Source organism: Paenibacillus sp. LBL (assembly GCF_029893715.1).
GTDB lineage: Bacteria > Bacillota > Bacilli > Paenibacillales > Paenibacillaceae > Paenibacillus_AQ > Paenibacillus_AQ glucanolyticus.
Genome location: NZ_JARXYU010000008.1, coordinates 135,557 through 159,321, shown reverse-complemented (window position 1 = coordinate 159,321; position 23,765 = coordinate 135,557). Strand labels below are relative to the sequence as shown.

Below are 23,765 nucleotides of genomic sequence, written 5' to 3'. Positions count from 1 at the left end.
CCCTGAAACGGGTCAACAACCCGGCATAAGGAGCCTTATCACATATGGCAGACGGAGTGCGTCATGTCCAGTGATTGATGTTAATTAACGTTATACAACTGAAAGTTATAGGAGGATGGGCTATTTTGGATTTCCGTCATTTATTTCGCAGCCGCACTTCAGATCATCCGCATCCCCCTGATGGAGATACTCCACTTATGCCAGGTAAAGCGCATACCAAAGGTTCCCGAACACGAAAATATATTTTTACCGGCCTTGTCCTTCTCATTCTATGGCTGATCGGCGTGATGATCTATCAGACTCACAAGCCTCTGCCCAAGGGGATTTCTTACGAAAGCCCGCTCTATCAGAGCGAGGTTGCCATGTGGGTCGACCTGACCTATCCCGGTCCGGACGGTCAACCGGTCCATGATCGCGAGATCGGACCGCGCATCGGCCAGATTATTGATGAATCCCGAAAATTCCTGGTCATCGATATGTTTCTGTTCAACGGTTACGCCCATAAAGGCCAGACATTTCCGAAGGTGAGTGAGGAGCTCACCGATCGCCTTGTGAAGCATAAACAAAAATATCCCGATATGGACATCTTCTTTATCAGCGATGAAGTCAACACCGGATATGGTTCCTATCCGCTTCCGGAGTTCGAGGCCATGAAGGCCGCGGGCATTCAAGTCATTATAACCGATGTCAACCGGCTGCGGGATTCGACGCCGATCTATTCCGCTGTATGGCGCACCTTTTTCCAGTGGTTTGGTCAATCCGGCAAAGGAACGCTCCCCAATCTGATGGCAAACGAAGCGCCCGATATTACCATTCGCTCCTATCTGAAGCTGCTGAACGTGAAGGCCAATCATCGTAAGGTCGTCATCAGCGAAAACACAGCGCTTGTCACTTCAGCCAACATTCATGATGCCAGCGCTTTCCACTCGAACATCGCTTTTGAAACAAGCGGCGACATCATTGGCGATATACTGGCCACTGAGCAAGCTGCCGTCAATCTTTCAAGCGATATCAAACTGCCGGCATATGAACCGAAGGCGGCAGCTCCCAAGCAGCCTTCCGGGCAGGCTGGCAGCGTCGATGTTCGGTACCTGACGGAAGGGAAAATATACAAATACGTTTTGGAGTCCATTGAGCAGTCTCAATCCGGAGATACACTCTGGATGGGGATGTTCTATCTGGCTGACGGCAAGGTGATGGACCAGCTTCTGAAAGCCTCGGAGCGCGGCGTCGACATACGCCTTATCCTGGATCCGAACCAGAATGCATTCGGCAGGGAAAAAATCGGGATCCCCAACCGTCCGGCTGCCGCTGAACTCATCAAGAAATCAAAGGGCAATATCTCCGTTCGTTGGTACAACACCGGTAAAGAGCAGTATCATACCAAACTGATGTACATTGCCAAACCAACTGGCAAGTCCGTAATGACGGGCGGATCCACTAATTTCACCCAGCGAAATCTGGCCGATCTGAATCTGGAGAACAACCTGTGGATCGCCGCCCCAAAGGATCATCCGCTTGCCCGGGACCTGGACCGGTATTTTAATCAGATATGGTTCAACGAGGGCGCCGAATTCAGTCTTGATGCCGGAGCTTATCAGGGAAAAACCACCTGGATCAAAGATGTTCTGTTCCGGATTCAGAAGTTCCTCGGGTTCACAACCTTCTAACAATTAGGCCGACATGAACGCGCGTTGAGTGCAGCTGCATTCAACGCGCGTTCCCCTGCCGATTTACAACAGAGGTGACATCAGCCGGGCTGCCGATTCCAGCAGCCTGGTCATGATCCTCTTCTTGCGGGTATGGTTGCGGTCATACACGATGGCCGATTCCAGATCCTGCTCGAAATCCGACACAAGCTTGGCCACGCTTTCCGTATGTACCAAGAGTGCGTTAACCTCGAAATTAAGATGAAAACTCCGCATGTCCATATTGGCGGTGCCAATCGTCGCGATTTCCCCGTCCACGATCAGCAGCTTGGAATGCATGAAACCTTTCTCATATTCATATACCCGCACCCCAACATCCAGCAGAGCGGGAAAATAGGAGTGGGAAGCCAGGAAGGGCAGCCACTTGTCCGGTTTCGACGGAAACAGGATCCGTACGTCAAGCCCTGACAAGGCAGCAACCCGGAGCGCGGTTAGAATATCTTCATCCGGTATAAAATAGGGTGTCGCCAGCCAGACGGATTTGCGAGCCGACACAATCATGGAGAAGAAAATATTTTTGAGCGCCCTCCGCTCATTGTCCGGTCCGCTCGCAATAATCTGGACCGCTCCACTGCGGTTCTCCAGCAGATCCGGTGAATAATAGATCGGCTCGCTCGGCTGCTCTCCTGTCATGTACTGCCAATCCTGCAGAAATACAACCTGAAGCGTCCTTACAGCCTCTCCACGGATAAGCATATGGGTGTCTCGCCAGAAACCAAAGGCCTTGCTGCGGCTCAAGTACTCATCACCTACATTCAATCCGCCAACGAATCCAACACTGCCGTCAATGACAACGATTTTGCGATGATTGCGGTAATTTACACGGCTGGTAAAAAATATCGTTTTCGGACTGCCAAACACGGCGACCTGTATGCCGGCATCCCTCATCTCCTGAAGGAAGGCCGGCGGCAGCTGCAGGCTGCCCACGGCATCTACCATAAACCGAACGGCAATGCCTTCCCTCGCCTTGCGGATCAAAATTTCCTGAATCTGCGTGCCGATGGCATCCGGCCGATAAATGTAATACTCCATATGGATATGATGCACGGCCCGTTCCAGCTCCGCTATCAATGCCGCGAACGTCTCTTCCCCATCGGTCAGCACCCGCGAGTCACTGGAGAAGGAAATCGGCGTGCGCGCCAGCCGGGAAGACAGCTGAAGCAGCTGCTGCGTTTCAGGCTTAAAGCAGGAAACGTCAGGGGTGCTCTTGCGGAGCACCTCGCTGGTGTATACCAGGACGTCCTTCTGTGCTTTTTTATCATATTTTCTCCGTTTGAAGTAGTTCTGCCCGAACAAGAAATAAAAAACAAGCCCGACGATGGGAACGAGCGCAAGCAGCAGAATCCAGGCCATGGTGCTGGAAGGATGGCGGTTCTCCATAAAAATCATGAATCCGATAGATACTACGGTGAGGGTGGAGAAGATCCCGATGACCGTCCCTGTCGTCTTTCCGAAATAATGCATGCCAAAATAATAAAACGCGATCAAAAGCGCGGTGATCAGTACAGCCTCTATTCCCTTTCTCATATCAGTTTACCCCTTGTTATTCATCGTTTCTGTCTCTTTTGTATGGACGATGTCGATCACACATATTCTACATGATCTCCCCCCGGAACTAAAGACTGTTCTCTTGCAGATAGTCAGACAGCACCAAGCCCAAATATTGACATTGACAATACTGGCATCATTTGATAAAAATATAACTAACGACCGTTAGTTAGGAGGAGTGTTATGAGTGCCGCCAATATTAAACAGTCCGCCCTTGCCCATTTTGCCAAGAACGGTTATGAAGGGGCATCGCTGAAACATATCGCCGACGATTGCGGAATCAAGAAACCGTCTATTTACGCTCATTTTTCAAGCAAGGAGGATTTGTTCCTGCAGGTGCTTCAAGACGTATTCCAACGACAAGAGAAATTAATGGTGGGCTATTTCCTTAACCACACGGATTTGCCGCTGGAGCAGCAGCTGCATGGATTTCTTGAGAACAGTCTCCAGGCTTACCAAGGGGATGATGAAGTGCGATTCTTCATGCGGATGGCCTTCTTCCCGCCTAGCACCTTCTACGATGAGGTGATGGCTATGTTGTATCCGCTGCTGGACGAGCAGGAGAACAACCTGTCCAGACTGCTTGCGGCAGGCTGTCCCGTGCATGGGCGTATCATTCGATACCCACGTAAAGCAGCCATCGCCTTTATGACCCTGCTCGATGGAATTCATCTGGAAGCCGTTTACGGCGGGGAGGAACGCGCCTTGAAACGTCTGACCGCCGCTTGGCCGATATTTTGGTTAGGGGTAACGAAGCAAAGTTCTAACAGCAAGAGTTAAATTATCGCAGAACTACGCATGATAAGTATAAATTTCAAGGAGAATAAGGGTCTGCAGGTGAGATAACAATTCTTTTTCATTAAAAGGAGTGACAATCATAATGAATCGCAACTGGATTTATGTACTGCTGGCTGGATTGGTCGAGGTCATATGGGTTATGGGTCTGAAGTATTCCAACAACACGTTGGAGTGGCTGGGTACTATAGTCGCCATTACAGCCAGCTTCTATCTTATTATCGAAGCAGCCAAACGCCTGCCGGTCGGAACGGTATATGCCGTCTTTACAGGTATCGGAACCGCCGGAACGGTGGCATCGGAAATGCTGTTCTTTGGAGAACCGTTCAAATTGGTCAAGGTTCTTCTGATCTGCGTGCTGCTTGCAGGTGTAGTCGGCCTTAAGCTGGTTACGAGTGATCATGCAGAACCGGAGGTGAGTAAATAATGGCTTGGGTTGCGCTTATATTTGCCGGATTATTCGAAATTGGCGGTGTCATTGGTATTAAAGGCGTGTCGCAGCGCAAGGGATGGCATTATACACTGATTCTGGCCTTATCGTTTGGTATCAGCTTCTCCCTCCTCTCTTATGCCATGACCGTGCTGCCGATGGGGACCGCTTATGCCATCTGGACGGGAATTGGAACAGCCGGTGGAGCCATGGTTGGGATGTTTCTGTTCGGAGAGCCGAAGGATTGGCGGCGAGTGGTGTTCATTTCCATGATTCTGTGCTCGGCTGTCGGTCTGAAATTGATAAGTTAGGCGATTTTTCTAGAAAATTTCATATATTTTCAGAACCAAGAAAAGGGACGACCGTAGTAAAGTTGAAACGGTCGTTCTTTTTCATATATACTTATTCTTGACCATATGGTCAATCCCAGAACTGAAAAGTTCTCAAGTGAGGTGAGCTTTTGATTGGCTGATAAAACGGCAGAGAAACGACAGCAAATTCTCATCACTGCGATGCAGCTGTTTTCCGCGAAGGGCTCTTCGGTTACCTCCATGCAGGAAATCGCCGAAGTATGCGGGATGTCGAAAGGCAGCCTTTATCTTCATTTCAAGTCCAAAGAGGAACTGGAAAAGAGCATTTACGAGCATATCGCAAACCGGATTAAAGATGAGATCCTCCGTGTCGATCACGATCCGCTGCTTGAGCCTAAGGAGCAGCTGCGCAAGCAGACGGAAGTGCTTCTTGTCCATTTTCTGGAGATCCGGGAATATCTCCTGAAGCAGTTCCATGATCAGATGCCGGGGAAACCGCCTATTGACAAGGAAAACATGCGGCAGGAAATGCTCGCTGCATTGCAGTGGTTTAACAATAAGCTCAAAAGCATTTATGGACCGGACGTAGAGCCTTATACGATGGAGATTGGCATGTTTATGGCCAGCATGCTGGGTTCGTATATTCGCTTCCTGTTCATGCCAGGGTTTCATTTGAATGTGGGAATCACTGCAGACCACCAGATCCAGCTGCTCGATGATATTGTAAACAGCATTCTGCGCAGACGTCCCGAACCTCTGATTCCGATGGAGGCGATTGGGCAATTGAGTCAGTTATGCCAGGCCGACATTCGTACAACCCGTCACCCGCTTATCGTCATTAAAGCAATGAAAAATGAACTGAAGAAGAGTACGGTAGAGACGGAAGTCCGGGAAGATGCTATGGAGTCGCTCAATATTATGGAGAAAGAGCTGCTTGGCCTCCAGCCCAGCAGGGCCGTTCTAAAGGGAATGCTTGCTAACCTGGAGGGGATCGAGGACCTGGAGGCACTGTATACCGAGCTCAAGGGCACCATTGTTACCGTGCTGGAAAGCTATCTTACCCCTGGTGGAATTATGCAGGGAAACGGGTCGAAGTTAGAGACATAGCGTTATTTTGGAGAGGAGAGAGAATCACCTAATGAAAGGAATTATCAATTTTTCCCTGCGCAACAAGTTTGCGATCTGGCTGCTGACCATCATCGTCAGCTTTGGTGGATTGTACAGTGGACTGACAATGAAACAAGAAACCATTCCGGATATTAACGTCCCATTCTTAAGCGTCACCGCCATCTATCCGGGTGCAGCTCCTGAAGGAGTTGTAGAGGATATAACCAAACCGCTTGAGACAAGACTGAGAAATATCGACGGCGTAAAAACCGTAACCTCCACTTCCATGGAGAATGCAGCCAACGTGATGGTTGAATTTGATTATGGTAGTGATCTGGACAACGCTACAGCAGCTGTTCGGGAAGCAATCAATGAAGTCAAGCTGCCTGAGGATGCTCAGAAACCTACCATATCCAAATTCAGCATGAGCTCCATGCCGGTTGTCTCCTTGAGTATATCGAACAAAGACAACATGGCACTGGATGAATTAACCCGTATCACAGAGAATGACATTGTACCCGAGCTCGAGGATTTGGATGGAGTTGCTTCCATTCAGGTAGCCGGACAATTTGTCAATGAAGTCCAACTGAAATTTAACCAGGACAAAATGAACGAGCTTGGCCTGACCGAAGATACCGTTAAAGGCATCGTGCAGGGTTCAGCGCTGTATGTTCCGCTCGGTATGTTCGAAATGGAAAAATCTCAAAAGGCCGTAGCCATTGATGGCGGCATCATCGGCATTGACGATCTGAAGAATATCGCCATTCCTGTTATTCCAGGCGGAGGCGGTGCCGATGCATCTGCCGGTGCTGGTGCAGCTCAACAGCAGCAACCTCCTGGCGATGCGGCTGGGGCTGCAGGTCAGCAGGGAGCTCCCGGTGATGGTGCCAGTGCTGGTGGACAGAATGGCGCTCCATCCGCTCCCACCGGCATTCCAACCGTAAAACTCAGCGAGATTGCCAAGATTGAAGTTATCGGAACCTCGGAATCCATCTCCCGCACCAACGGGAAGGAATCCATCGGTATCCAAATCGTTAAGGCGAACGATGCCAACACGGTTGACGTTGTTAATCAGGTAAAAGACAAGGCAGAGGAATTGAAAGGCCTATTCCCTGGCATGGATCTGACCATCATGCTGGATCAAGGTAAACCGATCGAGGACTCCGTTCATACCATGCTCTCCAAGGCATTGTTCGGTGCATTATTTGCTGTTCTGATCATCATGATCTTCCTGCGCAATATCCGTTCGACCATCATATCGATCATTTCCATCCCGTTATCCTTGTTGATTGCGGTACTGTGCTTGAAGCAAATGGATATTACCCTGAATATGATGTCACTCGGTGCCATGACCGTTGCCATCGGCCGGGTTGTCGATGATTCGATTGTTGTTATCGAGAATATCTACCGGCGCATGTCCCTCTCGACCGAAAAACTGACAGGCCGAGAGCTCATTAGTGCCGCTACACGTGAAATGTTTGTTCCCATCATGTCTTCCACCATCGTAACCATCGCGGTATTCCTGCCGCTTACACTGGTTAGCGGTATGGTCGGCGAGCTGTTCATGCCATTCGCATTGACGATGGTCTTCGCGCTGCTGGCTTCCCTGGTCGTGGCGGTTACGCTTGTACCTGCTATGGCGCACAGCCTGTTCCGCAAAGGCTTGAAGAACAAGCATGATCATGAGGAGAAGCCGGGCGCAATGGCCCGCGGCTATCGTTCGATCCTGAAATGGACTCTGAATCACAAAGCCATTACATTCCTGGCAGCCATCGTGCTGTTGGTAGGAAGCTTGTTCCTGACCAAGTATCTGGGGGTTAGCTTCATCCCGGAACAGGAAGACAAATACGCAATGGTGACCTACTCTCCTGAACCTGGCGTTATGCTGGAGGATGTAGAGGAACGTGCACTAAAAGCCGAGAAGCTGATTCTGGATCAACCTGGCGTACAGACAATGCAGTACTCCATCGGCGGAAGCAATCCGCTTGGAATGGGCTCCGCTAATTCCGGATTGTTCTACATTATGTACGATCCGGACACGAAAAACTTCGAAGATGTCAAAACGGCACTTATCGAGGATCTAGCCAAGGAAGTTCCGGATGGCACCTGGTCCAATATGGACATGGCAGCCGGCGGATTCGGAGGCAGCCAATTGACGGTTAACGTCTTCGGCGACTCCCTGGAGCAGATCAAGCCTGTGGCTGATCAAATTGCCGAGCTTGCGAACAAGGATACCGCTACCTTCGACAATGCGGAGACCAGTTTATCCGAGTCATTTGAGCAGTACACGCTGGTTGCCGATCAAGAGAAGTTAAGCTCTCTTGGCCTCACAGCCGGACAATTGGCTATGAAGCTGGCACCCGTACGGGAGCGTCCAGTCTTGACGGAAATTAAGATTGAGGACAAAACCTACAATGTTTACATTGAAACCGACAGCAAAACCTATAAGAGCATTAAAGAAATTGAAGACGAAACGGTAACGTCTCCACTCGGTATGGAAGTACCGATCAAGGATGTAGCCAAAGTTGAAAAAGGAACCACGCCTGACTCCATTACACGCATCGACGGTAAAATGGTTGTGAGTGTCACAGCCGATATCCTGTCCAGCGATGTAGGCTCGGCTTCCACCAATCTGGAATCCGAAGTCAGCAAACTTGAGCTTCCAGACGGGGTATCCGTAGAGTTCGGAGGCGTTACCGAGCAAATCAATGAAACCTTCGGACAGCTTGGACTCGCCATGCTGGCGGCCATTGCTATTGTATACTTTGTACTCGTGGTCACGTTTGGCGGGGGTCTTGCACCATTTGCCATCCTGTTCTCACTGCCATTCATCGTCATCGGTGCCATTATCGGCTTGCTCATCACAGGCGAGACACTGAACGTATCTGCTCTCATGGGCGTACTCATGTTGATTGGTATCGTAGTCACGAACGCAATTGTATTGATCGACCGCGTTATCCACATGGAACGCGAAGGAATGAGCACTCGCGAAGCCTTGCTCGAAGCCGGTGCAACCCGTCTTCGTCCAATCCTGATGACGGCACTGGCCACCATCGGTGCGCTGCTGCCTCTCGTATTCGGTTGGGAGAACAGCGCGGGTATCATCTCACGCGGGCTCGGCATAACCGTTATCGGCGGTCTGATCAGTTCGACGCTGCTCACACTCGTTGTTGTACCTATCGTGTATGAGTTCCTGATGAAGTTCAGCAAGAAAAGAATCGAAGATTAATCCGATATAACACAAAAGCCCCGGCCTCCTATTTAGGAAGCCGGGGCTTTGTTTTTGTAGATGACTGCGATTCGCATGATAACTTGCTATGGTTTTCTTATCTGCTGCTCTAATGCACCAGTACAGCTTCCCTGGATTGCTTCCACGTCTTCAGCATGTTCAGATCCTGTGCGAGGAACTCCTCGAGCAGGCTGAATAATGCCTGATACAGCGGACTCTCCGTAGAACCTTTCAGATCCTTGCAGAGAGAGGGCACCCATGACAACAGATGCTCTTCCAGAAACTTCTCCTGAACCTGCATTAATTGCAGCATGCTGTGTTCACAATACGTATTGTTCAGCATACGGTCATGAAGCAGTGTCATAAATTCCAGTTCGAGGGCTATATGATCGTCCGCTTCGCCATGCAGTTTATTGAATGCTACACCAGCGGATGCATAACACTCGGCCAAATCCTGAGCGCATCCATCCTGGGTATAATGGGACTCAGCGGCCTGACGCTGTTTGGTCTGCTCAAGCAGTCGGCGGTATTCCGCCCCTTCATACTCGCAAATCCGAACCAATTCCTCAGGCGAGCGTCCGCACAAATATTTCATCAGGTCTGAACCTGCCTTCGAACACTCCGCAGCCTTGCTAATTCCGCTTCCGCGGCTCCATTCTGCAATCATAGACAAGCTGGGCCAGTTGCCCAAAAAATCAATCAGCAGCTCATAAACCGTTCCCCGGTTTTCAAGCCACCTGTGACAGACGTCAGGTACCTCCAAAGTTTGAACAGGTGATATCCCCATATCGAACCTCCTACTTTGTAACCTCTCTTGTTGGATGTGATATCCTTGACAGTATATCTTAGATGAACGTCTAATGAAAGCAGCTTGAATTGATTTCCGAAAATTTCGGAAAAATAAGGAAACTTTCGGAAATCTAGAATGTCACTACTCGCTTTCAAGGGGAGAAAGCTTTTGTCCACAGGTTCAATATACATGATTTCGAAAGCGTTTTCTGTGATACTTGTCACAAAATCATGACCATCTGCCTGCAGCTTGTCCGCCGGGAGGGACCTAAATGCCGCATTGACTCCGATTCAGGGAATAGCTACAATGTGACCATGTATGCTACGAAAGGGGGATTTCCATGATTGAACCGCTTAAAGACTCTTTCGGTCGGGTCCATGATTATATTCGTATCTCGGTGACGGACCGATGCAATCTGCGTTGTGTCTATTGTATGCCGGAAGAAGGAATGGAATTCCAACCTCACGATCAGATTATGAGTTACGAAGAGATCGCCGCGATCCTCCGCGTTCTTGCCCCCATGGGCGTATCCAAAGTACGTCTTACCGGCGGTGAGCCGCTCGTGCGCAAGGATCTGGAGAACTTAGTCCGTATGATTGCTTCCATAGAAGGAATTCAAGATATATCCCTCACAACCAACGGGATCATGCTGCCATCGAAAGCCCGGCTTCTTAAGGAAGCAGGACTCACGCGAATCAACATCAGTCTGGATTCGCTTCACGAGGAGCGTTATGCACGCATTACGCGCGGCGGCCATGTGTCTAAAGTGCTGGAAGGCATCGAAGCAGCCTATGAAGCCGGCCTGAATCCCATCAAGCTGAACATGGTGCTGATGAAGGGCTTTAACGAAGATGAGATCCGCGATTTCATCGCCATGACACTCGATCGTCCCTTACATGTCCGCTTTATTGAATATATGCCGATTGGTCAAGCATCCGATGTCTGGCGCGATTCGTACCTGCCACTAAGCCGAGTATCCGAAGTGTGTCAGGAGGCCGGATGGAGCATCCAGGAAGAGCAGGGTCCATCCGGCAACGGGCCCTCTCGCAACATGAAGGTTGTCGGAGCTACAGGGACGTTTGGCTTGATCCATCCGGTCAGCGACCATTTCTGCGACTCCTGCAACCGGCTCAGGCTGACTGCGGACGGCCATATCAAGGCTTGTCTGTACTGGTCCGACGAGTTTAACGTTCGCCGCGTCATCGATGATCCCCAGGCGGTTGCGAACCTGTTCCGGAAAGCGCTGGGTGCAAAGCCGCTCAATCATGAAATGGCACTGGCACTTGAGAAGAAAGCGCAGAGCCACACCCCCACTGTGCGGCGCATGTCGCAGATCGGCGGCTAGCCCTCTGCGAGCTGTAAGCGAGCGGAAGACAGATTGTATTTTAGGCTCAATAATAGAAGTGAATAAGCAAACCCCCGCCAGCATCCAACGGGCGGGGGTGTTTTTTAGGATGAGGAAATCCCTCTTGCTGTCTCATAATCATCTGGCGTATTCATATTAAATAAGACCTTTCGCGGATCAAGACCTGTCATGTGCTCTAATTGCTCTTCGTTCACGTATGCAGCCTTTAGCTCCTCCACCCATTCGACCATGCGGTACTGTTCCGCCTGAAGCTTTCGTTCGAGACTCGTCATAACTTCCCTGCGATATACCGCCAGCAGCGGGTGCATTCTCCCTTGAACAACCGGGATTACGGCCTCTACCGTGTCCTGCGTAATCGCCAGATTCAGCAGTCCCTGAAGAAACTGCTCGTGAATAAACGGCATGTCGCATGCTGCAACCACATTCCATGGAGTATTCGACGCCCCAAGTGCTGCATAAAGACCCGCCATGGGGCCCTTCCCCGCGTGGATATCCAGAACGCATTCCACTCCCAAAAAATGATAGGATTTCGGATCGTTGGTCGATATGATCACCCGGCTGCTCACCTTGCCTATAGCCTGTACCGCCCGCTCGATCATACTCGTTTCTCCCATAGGCAGAAGGGCTTTGTTCCTCCCCATCCTCCGGGAGGCTCCTCCTGCCAGCACGATGCCCGTCACCGAATCGGATGGCAGATTGACAACGACGGTTTGACCACTCATTCGTTTCACCACACTTTCTTAACAGGTTGTAAAAACATCATTCAGTCTATGGGATAATAACCAGATAAATGGAAAATTATTTAAAAGATGGTTTGTATCCCTTTTCAATGCGTGATACATTGAAAGGAAAGCGGCTTTTTTGGACACCGTTATTTTTGATTGTATTCGGTTTGAAAGGAATGACCTACTTGCAGAATATGGACAATGCTCAACCTTCGCTGACATCGCTCAAGCTGTTCAACTTCTTCATTTACGGAACCATGGTCATCTTCACTGGTTTCTTTCAGCTGTATTTGCAAGATATCGGCATGAGCAAAATTGAGATCGGCAGCCTGATGGCCATCGCGCCATTTGTGTCCATCTTTGCAAATCCTTTCTGGGGATTTTGGAGTGATCGGGCGGCAAACATCAAACGCGTGCTTCTGATCATGATGACCGGTACACTGCTGCTGGTTCAGTTTGTATTTCAAGCGAATACCTACGCAATGATATACATGACGATGATTTTCTTTTATTTTTTCCAGACTCCGATGTTCTCGCAGACGAATTCACTGATTCTAACCTATATTGATGGAACGCAGCAGAAATTCGGCTCTTTTCGGCTATGGGGCTCCCTGGGATGGGCCTTGACAGCAATTGTCGCAGGACCAGTAATCGATCAACTCGGATCCGGACGCATCTCCATTGTGTTCTCGATCATGCTGCTCGTGGCGGCTTTGTTCATGTTCACACTGCCCTCCATTCAGAAAACAACAGCATCGGCAACCGTCAACCTAAGAGGACTTACCCGACTGGTCCTGAATCCCCATTTTGTCTGGTTCATTCTGTTAGGCATCATGGTATCCATCCCGAACACGGCCAATAATACCTTTATGTCCTTATACATTCTGGAGCTTGGCGGCACCAAACAGATGGTCGGTCTTGCAATCTTCCTCTCATCGATATTTGAAGTGGCGATCTTCATTCTGTTTGATCGCTTCCTGAAGCGGAAGATCAATGTGCTGGTCGGCTGCCTGACCATTGTCAGCCTGCTCTTCGCGCTCCGCTGGCTGCTTATGGCGGAAGCCAATGGCCCGCTCGAGGTAGCCTTCATCCAGCTTCTGCACTGCGTAACCTTTGGCGGATATTTCTATGTCGGCGTACAGCTCACGATGCTGTTTGTTCCGACGCCTTACCGGGCATCCGGACAAGCGATCTACACCTTAAGCTGGAGCGGCATCTCCGGCGTCATCGGCGGTTTGGCCGGCGGCTGGATGTTCCAGAACTTCGGGGCGCAGATCATGTACCGAACCGGCATGATGCTTGCCATTGTGGGTGCCATCGGTTTTGGCTGGATGTGGTACAACCTGCGCAAGCATGGTTACCAGCCGCTGCACCCGGATGATGAGGCTGAGGGATACACTGCGAATTAGATCGTCTTGAATGTATGCCAGACTACCTACCGTAAATATAACAAGACTCGAATGACTCCCCTACGGGAGCCTTCGAGTCTTGTTTATGTTATGGGGAGCATGAAAGACATCAGCAGCATCTGTCCATGATCCTTTTGTTCATTCTACGAGCCCTCTCACTTCTTCGGAAGCTGGAACGAGCTCTTCAGGGAGACTACGCGGTTAAATACCGGACGCCCCGGCTGTGAATACTTCGAGTCCACATTGAAATATCCGTGGCGGAAGAACTGGAACTTGTCCTGTGGTGCCGCATCCTTCATATTGGGTTCCACGAAGCCCTGCACAATTTGCAGTGAATTCGGATTGATGTCGTCCAGGAAGGACTTTTCCGCTGCGACTTCCTGCTCTTCGCCCGCAATTTCTTGCACCCCTTCCGCTTCCTCCTCTTCGCCCTTGAACAGCGGTTCGAAGAGACGGAATTCGGCTGGTACAGCCTGGGTGGCCTCCACCCAGTGGATCGTCCCTTTCACCTTCCGTCCGGTAAAGCCGCTGCCGCTCTTCGTCTCCGGATCATAGGTGCAGTGAATCTCAACAACCTTGCCGCTCTCATCCTTGATGACCTCATGGCATTTGATGAAATAAGCATGTTTTAAACGAACCTCATTGCCAGGGAACAAGCGGAAATATTTGCTCGGAGGATCTTCCATAAAGTCCTCTTGCTCAATATAAATCTCGCGGGAGAATGGAATCTGACGGATCCCCATTTCCGGATTCTCCGTATTGTTCTCGGCGTCCAGCCACTCCGTCTCACCTTCAGGATAGTTCGTGATAACCACCTTCAGCGGGTCCAGCACAGCCATCGTACGCGGCGCCTTCAGCTTCAGGTCTTCCCGGATAAAGTGCTCCATCACCTGACGATCCACTGTACCGTATGCCTTCGAAATTCCCGTCTCAAATACGAAGCTGCGAATAGCCTCCGGAGTATAGCCCAGACGGCGAAGTCCGGAGATCGTCGGCATGCGCGGATCATCCCAGCCGTCCACAACGTTCTCGTCTACGAGCTGCTTCAGCTTGCGCTTGCTCGTTACCGTCTGCGCTACGTTCAGACGTCCGAATTCGTACTGGTGCGGCGTGCTGTCCATCTCGCATTCCGCTACCACCCAGTCATAGAATGGGCGCTGATCTTCAAACTCTAGGGAGCACAGGGAATGCGTGACGCCTTCAATAGCATCTTCCAGCGGGTGCGCAAAAGCATACATCGGATAGATGCACCATTTGTCGCCCGTATTATGATGATGTGCATGAGAGATACGGTAAATGACCGGATCCCGCAGATTAATATTAGGCGAAGCCATATCGATCTTCGCACGCAGCACGCGCTCGCCGTTGGCGAATTCCCCTTTGCGCATCCGCTCGAACAGATCCAGATTCTCTTCAACGCCGCGATCCCGGTAAGGACTGTTTTGACCAGGCTCGGTCAGGGTTCCGCGGGTTGCGCGGATTTGGTCAGCGGTTTGATCATCCACGTAAGCCTTCCCTTTTTTGATCAGCAGCACCGCGCGATTGAACATTTCTTCAAAATAATCAGAAGCATACCGCAGCTCTTCCCAATCGAAGCCGAGCCACTTGACGTCTTCCTTAATAGAATTGACATATTCAATGTCTTCCTTCACCGGGTTCGTATCATCAAACCGCAAGTGTGTCCGTCCGCCGAACTCGTCGGCCAGTGTGAAATTGATCCAGATTGCCTTGGCATGTCCGATATGCAAGTAACCGTTCGGTTCCGGCGGAAAGCGGGTAACGATCTCCTTGACCTTACCGGACTTCAGGTCTTCGGTAATTACATTCTTTATGAAATTGGAGGGGGTTCCCCGATGGTTCTCCACGTTGATCAACCTTTCATTCTGTGAATTTCTGTCTATCTCCTGTATAAACGTGTTTCCCTTAAATATACCTGTAATGCGGGGATTGTTCAAGGAATTCGGCGTTCCAGCACCACAAGCCGCCCATTTCAGATGTGCAATCGACAGGCAATCCAATCGATGCATTCAACCTGCGAACAATTCATTCGGCAGAAGGTGATATGCCTGCAACAATCATTTTGACGGGGGCTTTTTTATAGGGTAGCATGAAGAGAAAACAGCCATTATAGGAGGCCTGTCAATCTTATGAAACCTAGCAAACTTCCCAAAGAGCAGCGCGAACAGCTTATCGAAGGGGTCCAGGAATATTTTGAAACCGAGCGCGGCGAGACCCTGGGTCATCTGGCTGCGGAGAGCGTTCTCGATTTTTTCATGGAAACGCTGGGGCCGCACTTATATAATCAAGCGCTCAGCGACTGCAGAACGGTGGTCAGTCAGCGTATGATTTCCCTTGAAGAAGATATTTACGCATTAGAGCAAAAAGTGAAGCGAACTCGTTAAGGCTGACATACCCTTCACGATGGTGAACAAAGGAGAATACATATATGTTTGGATACGCATTAGACGACCATGTAGAGCTGCGGCCACTGGCCATAGAGCATGCACGGGCCCTGTTCGAGATGACAGACCGGTCACGGGACCGCCTCCGCAAGTGGCTTCCCTGGGTGGATGCCGTCACAGAGATAAACGATTCCGTCAATTATATTAAAGGGGCCATGAAGCAAGCGGCCGACAACGGTGGCTTCTCGGCAGGCATCTGGGTGCGCGAGGAGCTGGCTGGGACCATCTCATTCCATGAGATTGATTGGACCAACCGTTCCGTCAGCATTGGCTATTGGCTGGATCAGCATTTTACCGGCCAAGGCCTGATGACAAGCGCTTGCCGGGCGTTCACGGATCACGCGCTGATGCGCATGGGGCTGAACCGGGTGGAGATCCGCTGTGCGACCGCGAATCATCGCAGCCGGGCCATCCCGGAACGGCTGGGATTTGTGCTGGAAGGCGTTATCCGCGAAGCGGAGAAGCTGCCTCAAGGCTATGTAAACCATGCGGTTTACGGCATGATTCAAAGCGAATGGAAGCGGATGAGATAACCAGCACCTGCGCTTGATCATAAGACAGCCTTTGGCCTCTCATCACGCCGCAAGAAAACGTCGTATTGTCATTATAAGACAGATCATCTTAAAGAAACCGGTTTGTATCCTGTGGAAGGGACGCAAGCCGGTTTTGCCATCCGGCAAGGAATATTGAGAACAAGGGAAGTACGCAAGGGCAGGGTCGGTTTGACCAATCGCCTTCCAGAAACATCAATCCGTCCTGCTCTGCAGGGCTTCAAGCCATTTTCCGAACTGCGTCTTCAAACTAACAGACAGCACATCCAGTTCAAGCATGCGGTTCAACCCCTGCTCATCCTTCCGTCCATCCTTCATCATACGAAGCACCTCCAGCACCGTCGCGCCCGCAGCGTGAGACTCCAACTTGGTGACGGAGGAATCGGCACGAACATCCCCTTCCTCCAGCACTCGGAAGTAAAACCCGCTATAACCTGTGTTCAGCACACGTACCGGCATGTCCTTGACACCAAGCTTCTGAGACAGCTTGAAGCACGGGTATCGGGGCTGGCTGATCTGCACCACTGCGTCTCCTACCCGGTACATATCGCCAATGCAGACCCGATCCTCCAGCATTCCCCGCAGTGTCAGATTCTCTCCAAAGGTGGCATAGGGGAGCTGCTTCCCCAGACTGTTCTCCCAATAGGCGTAATGCTCGTAGGGATAAGCGCACACCGCTTTATCTACGCCGCCGTGATTGACGAGGTCAGCCTGCCCGTCCCCTGCGAAATTCACCGTGCTCAGAAACAAAGGTCCGTCCACTGGCTGCTTGTAGATTCCAGTAGACAGGTCTTTTCCCTGGTATTCAACGGTTACAGGCGTTCCCACATTCAGTGATACAATTCCTAAGGTCATGGAAGTAACCTCCGCCCTCTTCTTTTTTCATCTACTATATGCAATCGCCTGTGCTCTTGTCCAGAAGCGGTCAAGCTGCAGAAATAGAAAAAACAGCCCGGCAAGCTGCCGGGCCGTTCCAACCTACTTCTCATCCTCTTCTTGCACATGGACAGTGCTTTTGAGCGATGCGCGGTTTATAAGAAATAACACATTAAGATATCATCGACGTAACGCCCGTCCACATAGAACTCCTGAATCAGTCGGCCCTCTTCCTTAAATCCACAGTTCTTGTAGAAGGAAAGTGCACCGGGATTACTGGACAGCACGCGCAGCCTCAGCTTCGTTATGCCCTCCGCCCGTGCCATCTCCTTCACTGCTTCTATAAGGCGCTGCCCGATGCCCCGCCGTTGATGGGAGGGATGAACCGCTATATTCAACTCCAGCACATGACGATTGCTGTGAAGGCCTGTTGGCGCACGGAATCCAACATAACCGCATAACTCCTCCTCATACAGCGCCACAAGCTGCGTGCCGGGCGGGCATTGCAGAAGGTAGTGATCCCTTGAGGTCCATTTCAGCGGCTCAGGGGCTGTATTACGATCCCATACCAGTTCATCAAGCTCCATGAGTGAAACGGCGTCCTTCATCTCGGAGAACCGGATGGTCACTGTCTCTTGACGGGTCTTCATCGCCATCCCTCGCTTCGATAACCATTCCATTCATTATATCAGAACGATGTGTTTCCTGCTGACGAGTTATAGGGGTCAAGCATTATTGTTCATTAACTCCACTGTAAATATCCACAACACATCCATCCTGACTCTCTGTGGCTAATCGCTTGAAGTCCGCGTTGGAAATGCGCACGCCGCCTGTGCGGTAACGGTTCCGGATGGAACCGGCGGCTACATCCTGTCCGTTGATCGTGACACGGGTCTCCTCACGGCTATCAATGTGATAGCTGAACGTAACCGGGATTCCGGCATAATGGAATTCGAACTGAAGACCATCGAGTGACGTCGGCAGAACCGGGTCGATCACGAGATCGCCCCCGGCTTCACGAATGCCAAGCGCATTGGAGATCAGCTGGTTCATATAAATCCCTGGACCGCTGGAATAAATTCTCCATCCTCCCTTGACGGGCACGCGTCCGCTGCGCAGCTCATCAAAAGATTCCTGTGCATCATAGCGGGTGTTGAACTTCCCGTCGGAGCTGCTGAAATACGCATTGCTCTGACGCAGCTCCGCATTCGGCACAACCTCGGTAATGCCGATCGGGTTGATGCGCTCAAGCCCGCTCCATACCTCGCTGCTCTTGCCAAGCTTCGCCATGGCCTCCACAAAACGAATGTGCGCATGCACATATTGAAGGCCCACTTCCCGGCCAAAATTGGCTGCCTGCTCCGCCCGCTTAAAGTGGGTACTGACGCCGCCGGCATATACAGCCGGACGATTCATCAGCCTCACCCCGTCCGGGCAGAACAATTGTTCACGGATAATCTCGTAATGGCTGGCTGCCTGCTCCGGCGTTAACAGCTCACTGATCATGCTGCGCGTCATTGGCAGCAATCGATACTGGATTCCTGTCTCCTGATCCGTTGGATGAAGCAGGAATTTGCTGTGCTCTTTGCTCTCCATATATACAAATCCAGGAATGACTTCGGAATTCAAGATGTACGTATTGAAATCCCGCTGGATTCCTTCAGCGAGTTCCCCCATCTCAGCGGACATTCCTGTATCCACGTTCTCCATGACATGGGAGAACTGGTTCAAGGTCTGATAAGTCAAGGCTACCGTCCAGCTGCTGACCATGAACTGTTTCAATTGGGCGTTGGCCGGCTGCAGCGTATCATCCCAGTCCCCGTCTCCATAGGAAGACAGATGGGTGTCATGAAGGAAATGATTCCGAATGTAGGACAATTGTTTCTTCACATGCTCAAGCACGGTATGCGATTGCTCTGTAAAATCGAAGCTGTGTTTTCTAGTATAAGGGACGGCCAGCTCCAGAATGTCGTAATCATGAGTAACGGCCAAATAATCGCCAAGCACCTTAAGCGGCCAAACGATAATGTCGCCATGGCTTTCTTCCTGCTGTATATGTGCATACTGATCAAACATGAACCACTGCGGCCAATTTCCGTCATCTTCGTATTGGTGGGAGTACACCTCCAGCAGAATATCCCGAACCTGCTCGTATTGATGAGTTGCCATGAAATACTCGACAGGTCCCTGGCATACATCGCGTGTCCCCCACGCCGCACCGCCGTATTGTTCCAGCCCGTGCGGTACGGAGTAATGAACCAGCATGTTGTGCGTGTACCACCAGGCCAGCGCATTCACCTTGAACAAGCTGTCATCCTGACCATCCTTGAAACTTAAGTGGAACCCGTTCATAACCGAAGCATAGAACGAGCGGTAGCTTGCGATCTCCACTTCGGGCTGCCGAGCCTGAATCGGGGCATTCGCCGCATCGAGATTGCCTTGTATGGTCATAGTCCATTCAGCGCTCTCACCAAGCCTTAACACCGTCAGGGAAGCATCTCCCGATACAACATTGCTTGCCAGAGCGGTTTCGTCTGTAACATGCACATCAGCTCCATTTACCTGAAGACGGTAATGGAGATCCTTGTATACGGACGCGCTGAGCGAAGCCGAATCCGCACGGAACGTGATCACGTTGCCTTCCTGAACACGGTGATACGGAACCTCATATTCATTGACGTCCATCGTCATTTGCATAGTGACCAGATAACGGTAAGCCCTGCCGCTCTTAGAACGAACCTCAAGCGTCAGCACCGGCGATGCGGCCGAGGTGAAGTTGGTAATGATCAGCATGTCATTGTCAGTCTTATAATACCACCGTACATAGTTAAAGCCGATCTCAAACACGGATGGCATGGTAAGAAGACGATACTTCCCGTCAATGTCTACATAGATACGCTGACCGGACGTTTTGAGCACGTTAAGCGCGCTTCTGGCGTGGCTCATCATTTTGTTGAAGTTGGTATTGCCCGTAACCACCTGAGAATTGAACACCCCATACATGTACGAGGTTGTCGTTAGGACAGGACTGCCAAGCGTCACATTCTGACCGCTCATCAGGATATGACCGTGCGGACGCTCCACTCGAAGCTCTTTCTCCTTCATGACGATATGCTCGTAGGTATCCGTGAAGAAGGACAACAGCTCTTCCCCGTCACGCTCCTCTTGGCGGCGTACAGGATACAATGCCTTCAGCTCGTCTGCAGTCAAAGGCACGGTACGCAGAGGTTCCCCAAGGAACTCCGATCGTTCCGTGCGCGTTAGTTTATGACCCGTTCCTGTCATGCCGATAGCTTCAACCTGCTGCCAAGTTGACTGAAGCTCATCCTGGAACTCCAATTCGGTGACAGCCTCAGGATGATGCTCTTTAAACAATCCATAAAATACGAATCTCGCCTTGCCATCAAGCTCGAGGCATGGTGACTGCAGCGCAGTGTAAGCAAATTCATATTGATACACTTCATTAGCCAGGCTCTCCTTGGACAAGGCCTCCGCTTGGTTTGTCTCCTTATAAGAAAGACCAAAAAACTGAAATCCATCCGTGGCATAGCCAACGGCTGTTGTCAGCGCGCCTTGCTGAAGATAGGGGAACACGCCTCCCTGCGGCTGGTTTTGACGGGAACACACGACATAACCCAGTACTTCCTGTTCAAACACGGCATGGTCGATATACTGGGACAAATACGCTTCATTGGTTCGAACGGCGCCCGGATGCGCGATCCCTACGTCCTGTCCATACACAACATCAACTTGGATCCCTTCCCCTTGGAGCTCAATATCCCAGAACCAGGCTCCTGATTCTGTCGGGGTGAATAGTACCTTATAGGCAACTCCCTTAACGTTTCCTTCCCACATCATCCGATTATCCAAGCGGGTAACCACGCTGTTCGAATGCACCCCAAGCAGGGGAATCGCCTCGATGCCGGCCTCGGTATGAATTCTCAGAAACAGATTGTTAAGGGCACCATCAATCGAATTGGAGAGGAGCTGGTTTATCATGGTGCTGCCGTAAGTCGCCTGAAACAGATCACCGCTAGGCAAAAAGGTAAACGTTAATTCTCCCGCCTTGAGAACCATCTTGTCATCGTTCATTACATTGCTGGCTGTCACAAGTATCACTTCCTGTCTGCAAAAATATGTGTTTATTTCCGAAGTCGAAACCGCCGTGTCTCTGTATCCCTGCTATTCTTTCCGACCATAATATCGAATTCCCCCGCATCGCTGGTGAAGGATAGATCCGAATGATGATAGCGCAGCTGTTGTTCGGTCAGCGTAAAGGTTACATCCTGTTGTTCGCCTGGCTGCAGCTGTACCTTGCGGAAAGCCTTCAGTTCCTTGACCGGTCTGACAACTTCGCCGGATCGATCACGAATATACAGCTGTACTACCTCTTCGCCGGCCCTGTCTCCGGTATTCGTAACCGAAACCGTGACCTCCAGAGATTCATCCGGCGATATTTCATCCGTTGACAGCGTCATGTCCCCATATTTGAAATCGGTATAGCTTAGACCGAAGCCAAACGGAAGCAGCGGCTCATTCGGAATGTCCAAATATTGCGATACATAGCGCTCCTGCGCGTCTGGCGCATCCTTCGGACGCCCGGTGTTGAAATGGTTATAATATACCGGTACTTGTCCAACGGAATATGGAAACGACATGCTGAGACGGCCGGAAGGATTCACTTCGCCTGTAAGCAGTGCAGCTACAGCTGCTCCGCCTTCAGTTCCCGGGAACCAGGCTTCCAGTACTGCATCTGCCTCATCCAGCACACCGTGCAGATCCAGCGGGCGGCCGTTGAACAAGACGGCAACCATCGGCTTCTGCAGCGTTTTGAGGTGCTGAATCAGCTGCAGCTGCGGCTGTGGCAATGTAATGAGGGCGCGGCTGCCCGCTTCTCCACTCATCTCGGAATCCTCCCCCAGCGCAAGCACGATAACGTCGGCTTCCATCGCAGCCTTCATGGCTTCTTCCAATTGCCGTCCGGTCATTGTGCTCACACCGCAGCCCTCGGCTACCGTTAGCTGACCAGATGGCAGCTTGGAGCGAAGGCCCTGCTCCATCGTCACTGCATCTTCCTTGGAGCCCGTCCACGACCATGGGCCGAGAATATCGCCGCTTGCAGCAAAAGGGCCGATCAATGCAACACGCTGCTCCGCTTGCAGCGGCAGCAGAGCTTCATTCTTCAGGAGCACGCAGGATTTAGCCGCTGCTTCCCGTGCCGCCTGACGATGCTCATCGCAGAACACGATTTCCCGCTCAGCCTGCGGATCAGCTCCCCTCGTAGGACGCTCAAACAGTCCGAGGCGCTTTTTCAAAGTTAGAATGCGCAGCACGGCCTCATCAATCAGAGACTCATCCACACGTCCCTCTCGGACCAGTGCCGGTAAATGATGAACATAACTGGAAGTCATCATCTCAATGTCAACGCCAGCTTCCATGGCCTTCAGTGCCGCTTCTTCTTCATCCTTCGCAATGCCATGGGGAATCATCTCTTTGACCGCTCCCCAGTCGGAAATCAGTACACCATCGAAGCCCCATTCGCTTCGCAGCAAATCGCGCATCAGCCTTTTATTGCTGGTAGCCGGGATTCCATCCACGGTATTGAAGGCGGTCATGACCATCTCGACGCCTTCATCCAGCGCCGCCTTGTATCCAGGCAAGTAATATTCCCGCAGCTGACGCTCGGACATGTCCACCGTGTTGTAATCACGGCCACCTTCGCCTGCTCCGTAGGCAGCGAAATGCTTCACGCAAGCTGCAAGCCGGTTCAGGTCGCCGCTCAGGTCGTCACCCTGAAACCCCCTGACAAAAGCTCGCGCAAATTCACTGTTCAAATAGGGATCTTCGCCGGTCGACTCCATTACGCGTCCCCAACGGGGATCGCGAACCAGGTCCACCATTGGTGCAAAGGTCACGTGAAGACCGGATACCGCGGCCTCACGTGCAGCGATCTCCGCACTCTGCTCGGCAAGACTCGGATCCCACGAACTTCCCATTGCCAGCGGCACCGGAAAGATGGTCTTGAACCCATGCACGATATCGGCCATGATCAGCAGCGGAATGCCCAGCCTATTTTTGCGCATATGTGCTTCCTGAACAGCGATAACTTCCTCTGCACCCGCTAAACCCAACACGGAGCCTGCATTACTTACAATGGCATCCGTTATGCCGAGCGACTCCATAGGACCTGTAATCTGTCCGGATTCCTGAGTTCCTTCGAAAAAAGGGACGGCCAGTTGTAGAAGCTGCGCGATTTTTTCCTCCAGCGTCATCTGATCTACCAGAGAAATCAGTTGTTGATCTGCCATTTCCCATCCTCCTTTGTCTTTGCAACATTCCATTCTACATAAATTCGAAACGTTTTGATTTTATCAAACACAGTCGTTTTAAGCCATTAAAATATAGATTATATAAGGTCTTAATGCTAATTATGAACAGACTTTAGATTGAATAAATC

At 51.0% G+C, this 23,765-nt stretch carries 18 protein-coding genes; 10 read left to right on the top strand and 8 right to left on the bottom strand.

The genetic code is table 11. The features are described from left to right. The first annotated feature begins 197 nt into the window (after positions 1-197). Complete coding sequence (locus tag M2277_RS18475; RefSeq protein ID WP_253806199.1) at positions 198-1,670, top strand: phospholipase D family protein; 1,473 nt, start codon at positions 198-200, stop codon at positions 1,668-1,670. Positions 1,671-1,733: 63 nt separating this feature from the next. On the opposite strand, the gene cls is transcribed toward M2277_RS18475, so the two are convergent. Next, positions 1,734-3,236, bottom strand: a complete 1,503-nt coding sequence (gene cls, locus M2277_RS18470) for a cardiolipin synthase (RefSeq protein ID WP_006213117.1) — start codon at positions 3,234-3,236, stop codon at positions 1,734-1,736. A 204-nt stretch (positions 3,237-3,440) separates the two neighbouring features. Between cls and M2277_RS18465 the strand changes: the two genes are divergently transcribed. The 5 genes from M2277_RS18465 to M2277_RS18445 all read left to right on the top strand — a co-directional run bounded on the left by M2277_RS18465 (position 3,441) and on the right by M2277_RS18445 (position 9,129). Beyond that, a complete protein-coding gene (locus M2277_RS18465) occupies positions 3,441-4,037 on the top strand; it encodes a TetR/AcrR family transcriptional regulator (RefSeq protein ID WP_006213118.1) in 597 nt (198 codons plus the stop codon). Between the two features lie 100 nt (positions 4,038-4,137). Continuing rightward, entirely contained in the window at positions 4,138-4,479 is a 342-nt protein-coding gene (locus tag M2277_RS18460) for a DMT family transporter (RefSeq protein WP_006213119.1), read from the top strand. Beyond that, a complete protein-coding gene (locus tag M2277_RS18455; protein WP_006213120.1) occupies positions 4,479-4,793 on the top strand; it encodes a DMT family transporter in 315 nt (104 codons plus the stop codon). The genes M2277_RS18460 and M2277_RS18455 overlap by 1 nt, the downstream gene beginning before the upstream one ends. Before the next feature lie 153 nt (positions 4,794-4,946). Then, positions 4,947-5,900: a TetR/AcrR family transcriptional regulator gene (locus tag M2277_RS18450; RefSeq protein WP_006213121.1), complete on the top strand. Its 954-nt coding sequence runs from the start codon at positions 4,947-4,949 to the stop codon at positions 5,898-5,900. 31 nt (positions 5,901-5,931) lie between these two features. After that, positions 5,932-9,129: an efflux RND transporter permease subunit gene (locus M2277_RS18445; protein WP_280755319.1), complete on the top strand. Its 3,198-nt coding sequence runs from the start codon at positions 5,932-5,934 to the stop codon at positions 9,127-9,129. 109 nt (positions 9,130-9,238) lie between these two features. Here the strand turns inward: M2277_RS18445 and M2277_RS18440 are convergent, their stop codons facing one another. Next, complete coding sequence (locus M2277_RS18440; protein ID WP_006213123.1) at positions 9,239-9,916, bottom strand: TorD/DmsD family molecular chaperone; 678 nt, start codon at positions 9,914-9,916, stop codon at positions 9,239-9,241. Between the two features lie 343 nt (positions 9,917-10,259). Between M2277_RS18440 and moaA the strand changes: the two genes are divergently transcribed. After that, the gene (moaA, locus tag M2277_RS18435; protein WP_280755318.1) at positions 10,260-11,264 is read left to right on the top strand and encodes a GTP 3',8-cyclase MoaA; all 1,005 of its coding nucleotides are present in this window, start codon (positions 10,260-10,262) and stop codon (positions 11,262-11,264) included. Positions 11,265-11,368: 104 nt separating this feature from the next. Here moaA and mobA read toward each other — a convergent pair whose 3' ends face one another. Continuing rightward, positions 11,369-12,007 carry a molybdenum cofactor guanylyltransferase gene (gene mobA / locus M2277_RS18430; RefSeq protein WP_280755317.1) on the bottom strand — a complete coding sequence of 213 codons (639 nt, stop codon included), beginning with the start codon at positions 12,005-12,007 and terminating at the stop codon, positions 11,369-11,371. Positions 12,008-12,195: 188 nt separating this feature from the next. Here mobA and M2277_RS18425 point away from each other — a divergent pair, with 188 nt between their 5' ends. After that, positions 12,196-13,419 carry an MFS transporter gene (locus tag M2277_RS18425; RefSeq protein WP_481857775.1) on the top strand — a complete coding sequence of 408 codons (1,224 nt, stop codon included), beginning with the start codon at positions 12,196-12,198 and terminating at the stop codon, positions 13,417-13,419. Positions 13,420-13,574: 155 nt separating this feature from the next. On the opposite strand, the gene M2277_RS18420 is transcribed toward M2277_RS18425, so the two are convergent. After that, complete coding sequence (locus M2277_RS18420) at positions 13,575-15,293, bottom strand: glutamine--tRNA ligase/YqeY domain fusion protein (RefSeq protein WP_036640582.1); 1,719 nt, start codon at positions 15,291-15,293, stop codon at positions 13,575-13,577. 273 nt (positions 15,294-15,566) lie between these two features. Between M2277_RS18420 and M2277_RS18415 the strand changes: the two genes are divergently transcribed. Further along, complete coding sequence (locus M2277_RS18415; protein WP_006213129.1) at positions 15,567-15,821, top strand: DUF2164 domain-containing protein; 255 nt, start codon at positions 15,567-15,569, stop codon at positions 15,819-15,821. Positions 15,822-15,865: 44 nt separating this feature from the next. Beyond that, positions 15,866-16,414 carry a GNAT family N-acetyltransferase gene (locus M2277_RS18410; RefSeq protein ID WP_006213131.1) on the top strand — a complete coding sequence of 183 codons (549 nt, stop codon included), beginning with the start codon at positions 15,866-15,868 and terminating at the stop codon, positions 16,412-16,414. A gap of 213 nt (positions 16,415-16,627) precedes the next feature. On the opposite strand, the gene M2277_RS18405 is transcribed toward M2277_RS18410, so the two are convergent. The 4 genes from M2277_RS18405 to bglX all read right to left on the bottom strand — a co-directional run bounded on the left by M2277_RS18405 (position 16,628) and on the right by bglX (position 23,616). Further along, positions 16,628-17,287 carry an MOSC domain-containing protein gene (locus tag M2277_RS18405; protein ID WP_280755316.1) on the bottom strand — a complete coding sequence of 220 codons (660 nt, stop codon included), beginning with the start codon at positions 17,285-17,287 and terminating at the stop codon, positions 16,628-16,630. A 176-nt stretch (positions 17,288-17,463) separates the two neighbouring features. Beyond that, positions 17,464-17,958 (bottom strand): GNAT family N-acetyltransferase, encoded by a 495-nt coding sequence (locus M2277_RS18400; protein ID WP_280755315.1) that lies wholly within the window; start codon positions 17,956-17,958, stop codon positions 17,464-17,466. 82 nt (positions 17,959-18,040) lie between these two features. Next, positions 18,041-21,418 (bottom strand): GH36-type glycosyl hydrolase domain-containing protein, encoded by a 3,378-nt coding sequence (locus M2277_RS18395; protein ID WP_280755314.1) that lies wholly within the window; start codon positions 21,416-21,418, stop codon positions 18,041-18,043. Between the two features lie 32 nt (positions 21,419-21,450). Further along, on the bottom strand, positions 21,451-23,616 hold the full coding sequence (gene bglX, locus M2277_RS18390; protein ID WP_280755313.1) for a beta-glucosidase BglX: 2,166 nt from the start codon (positions 23,614-23,616) through the stop codon (positions 21,451-21,453). Positions 23,617-23,765: the final 149 nt, after the last annotated feature.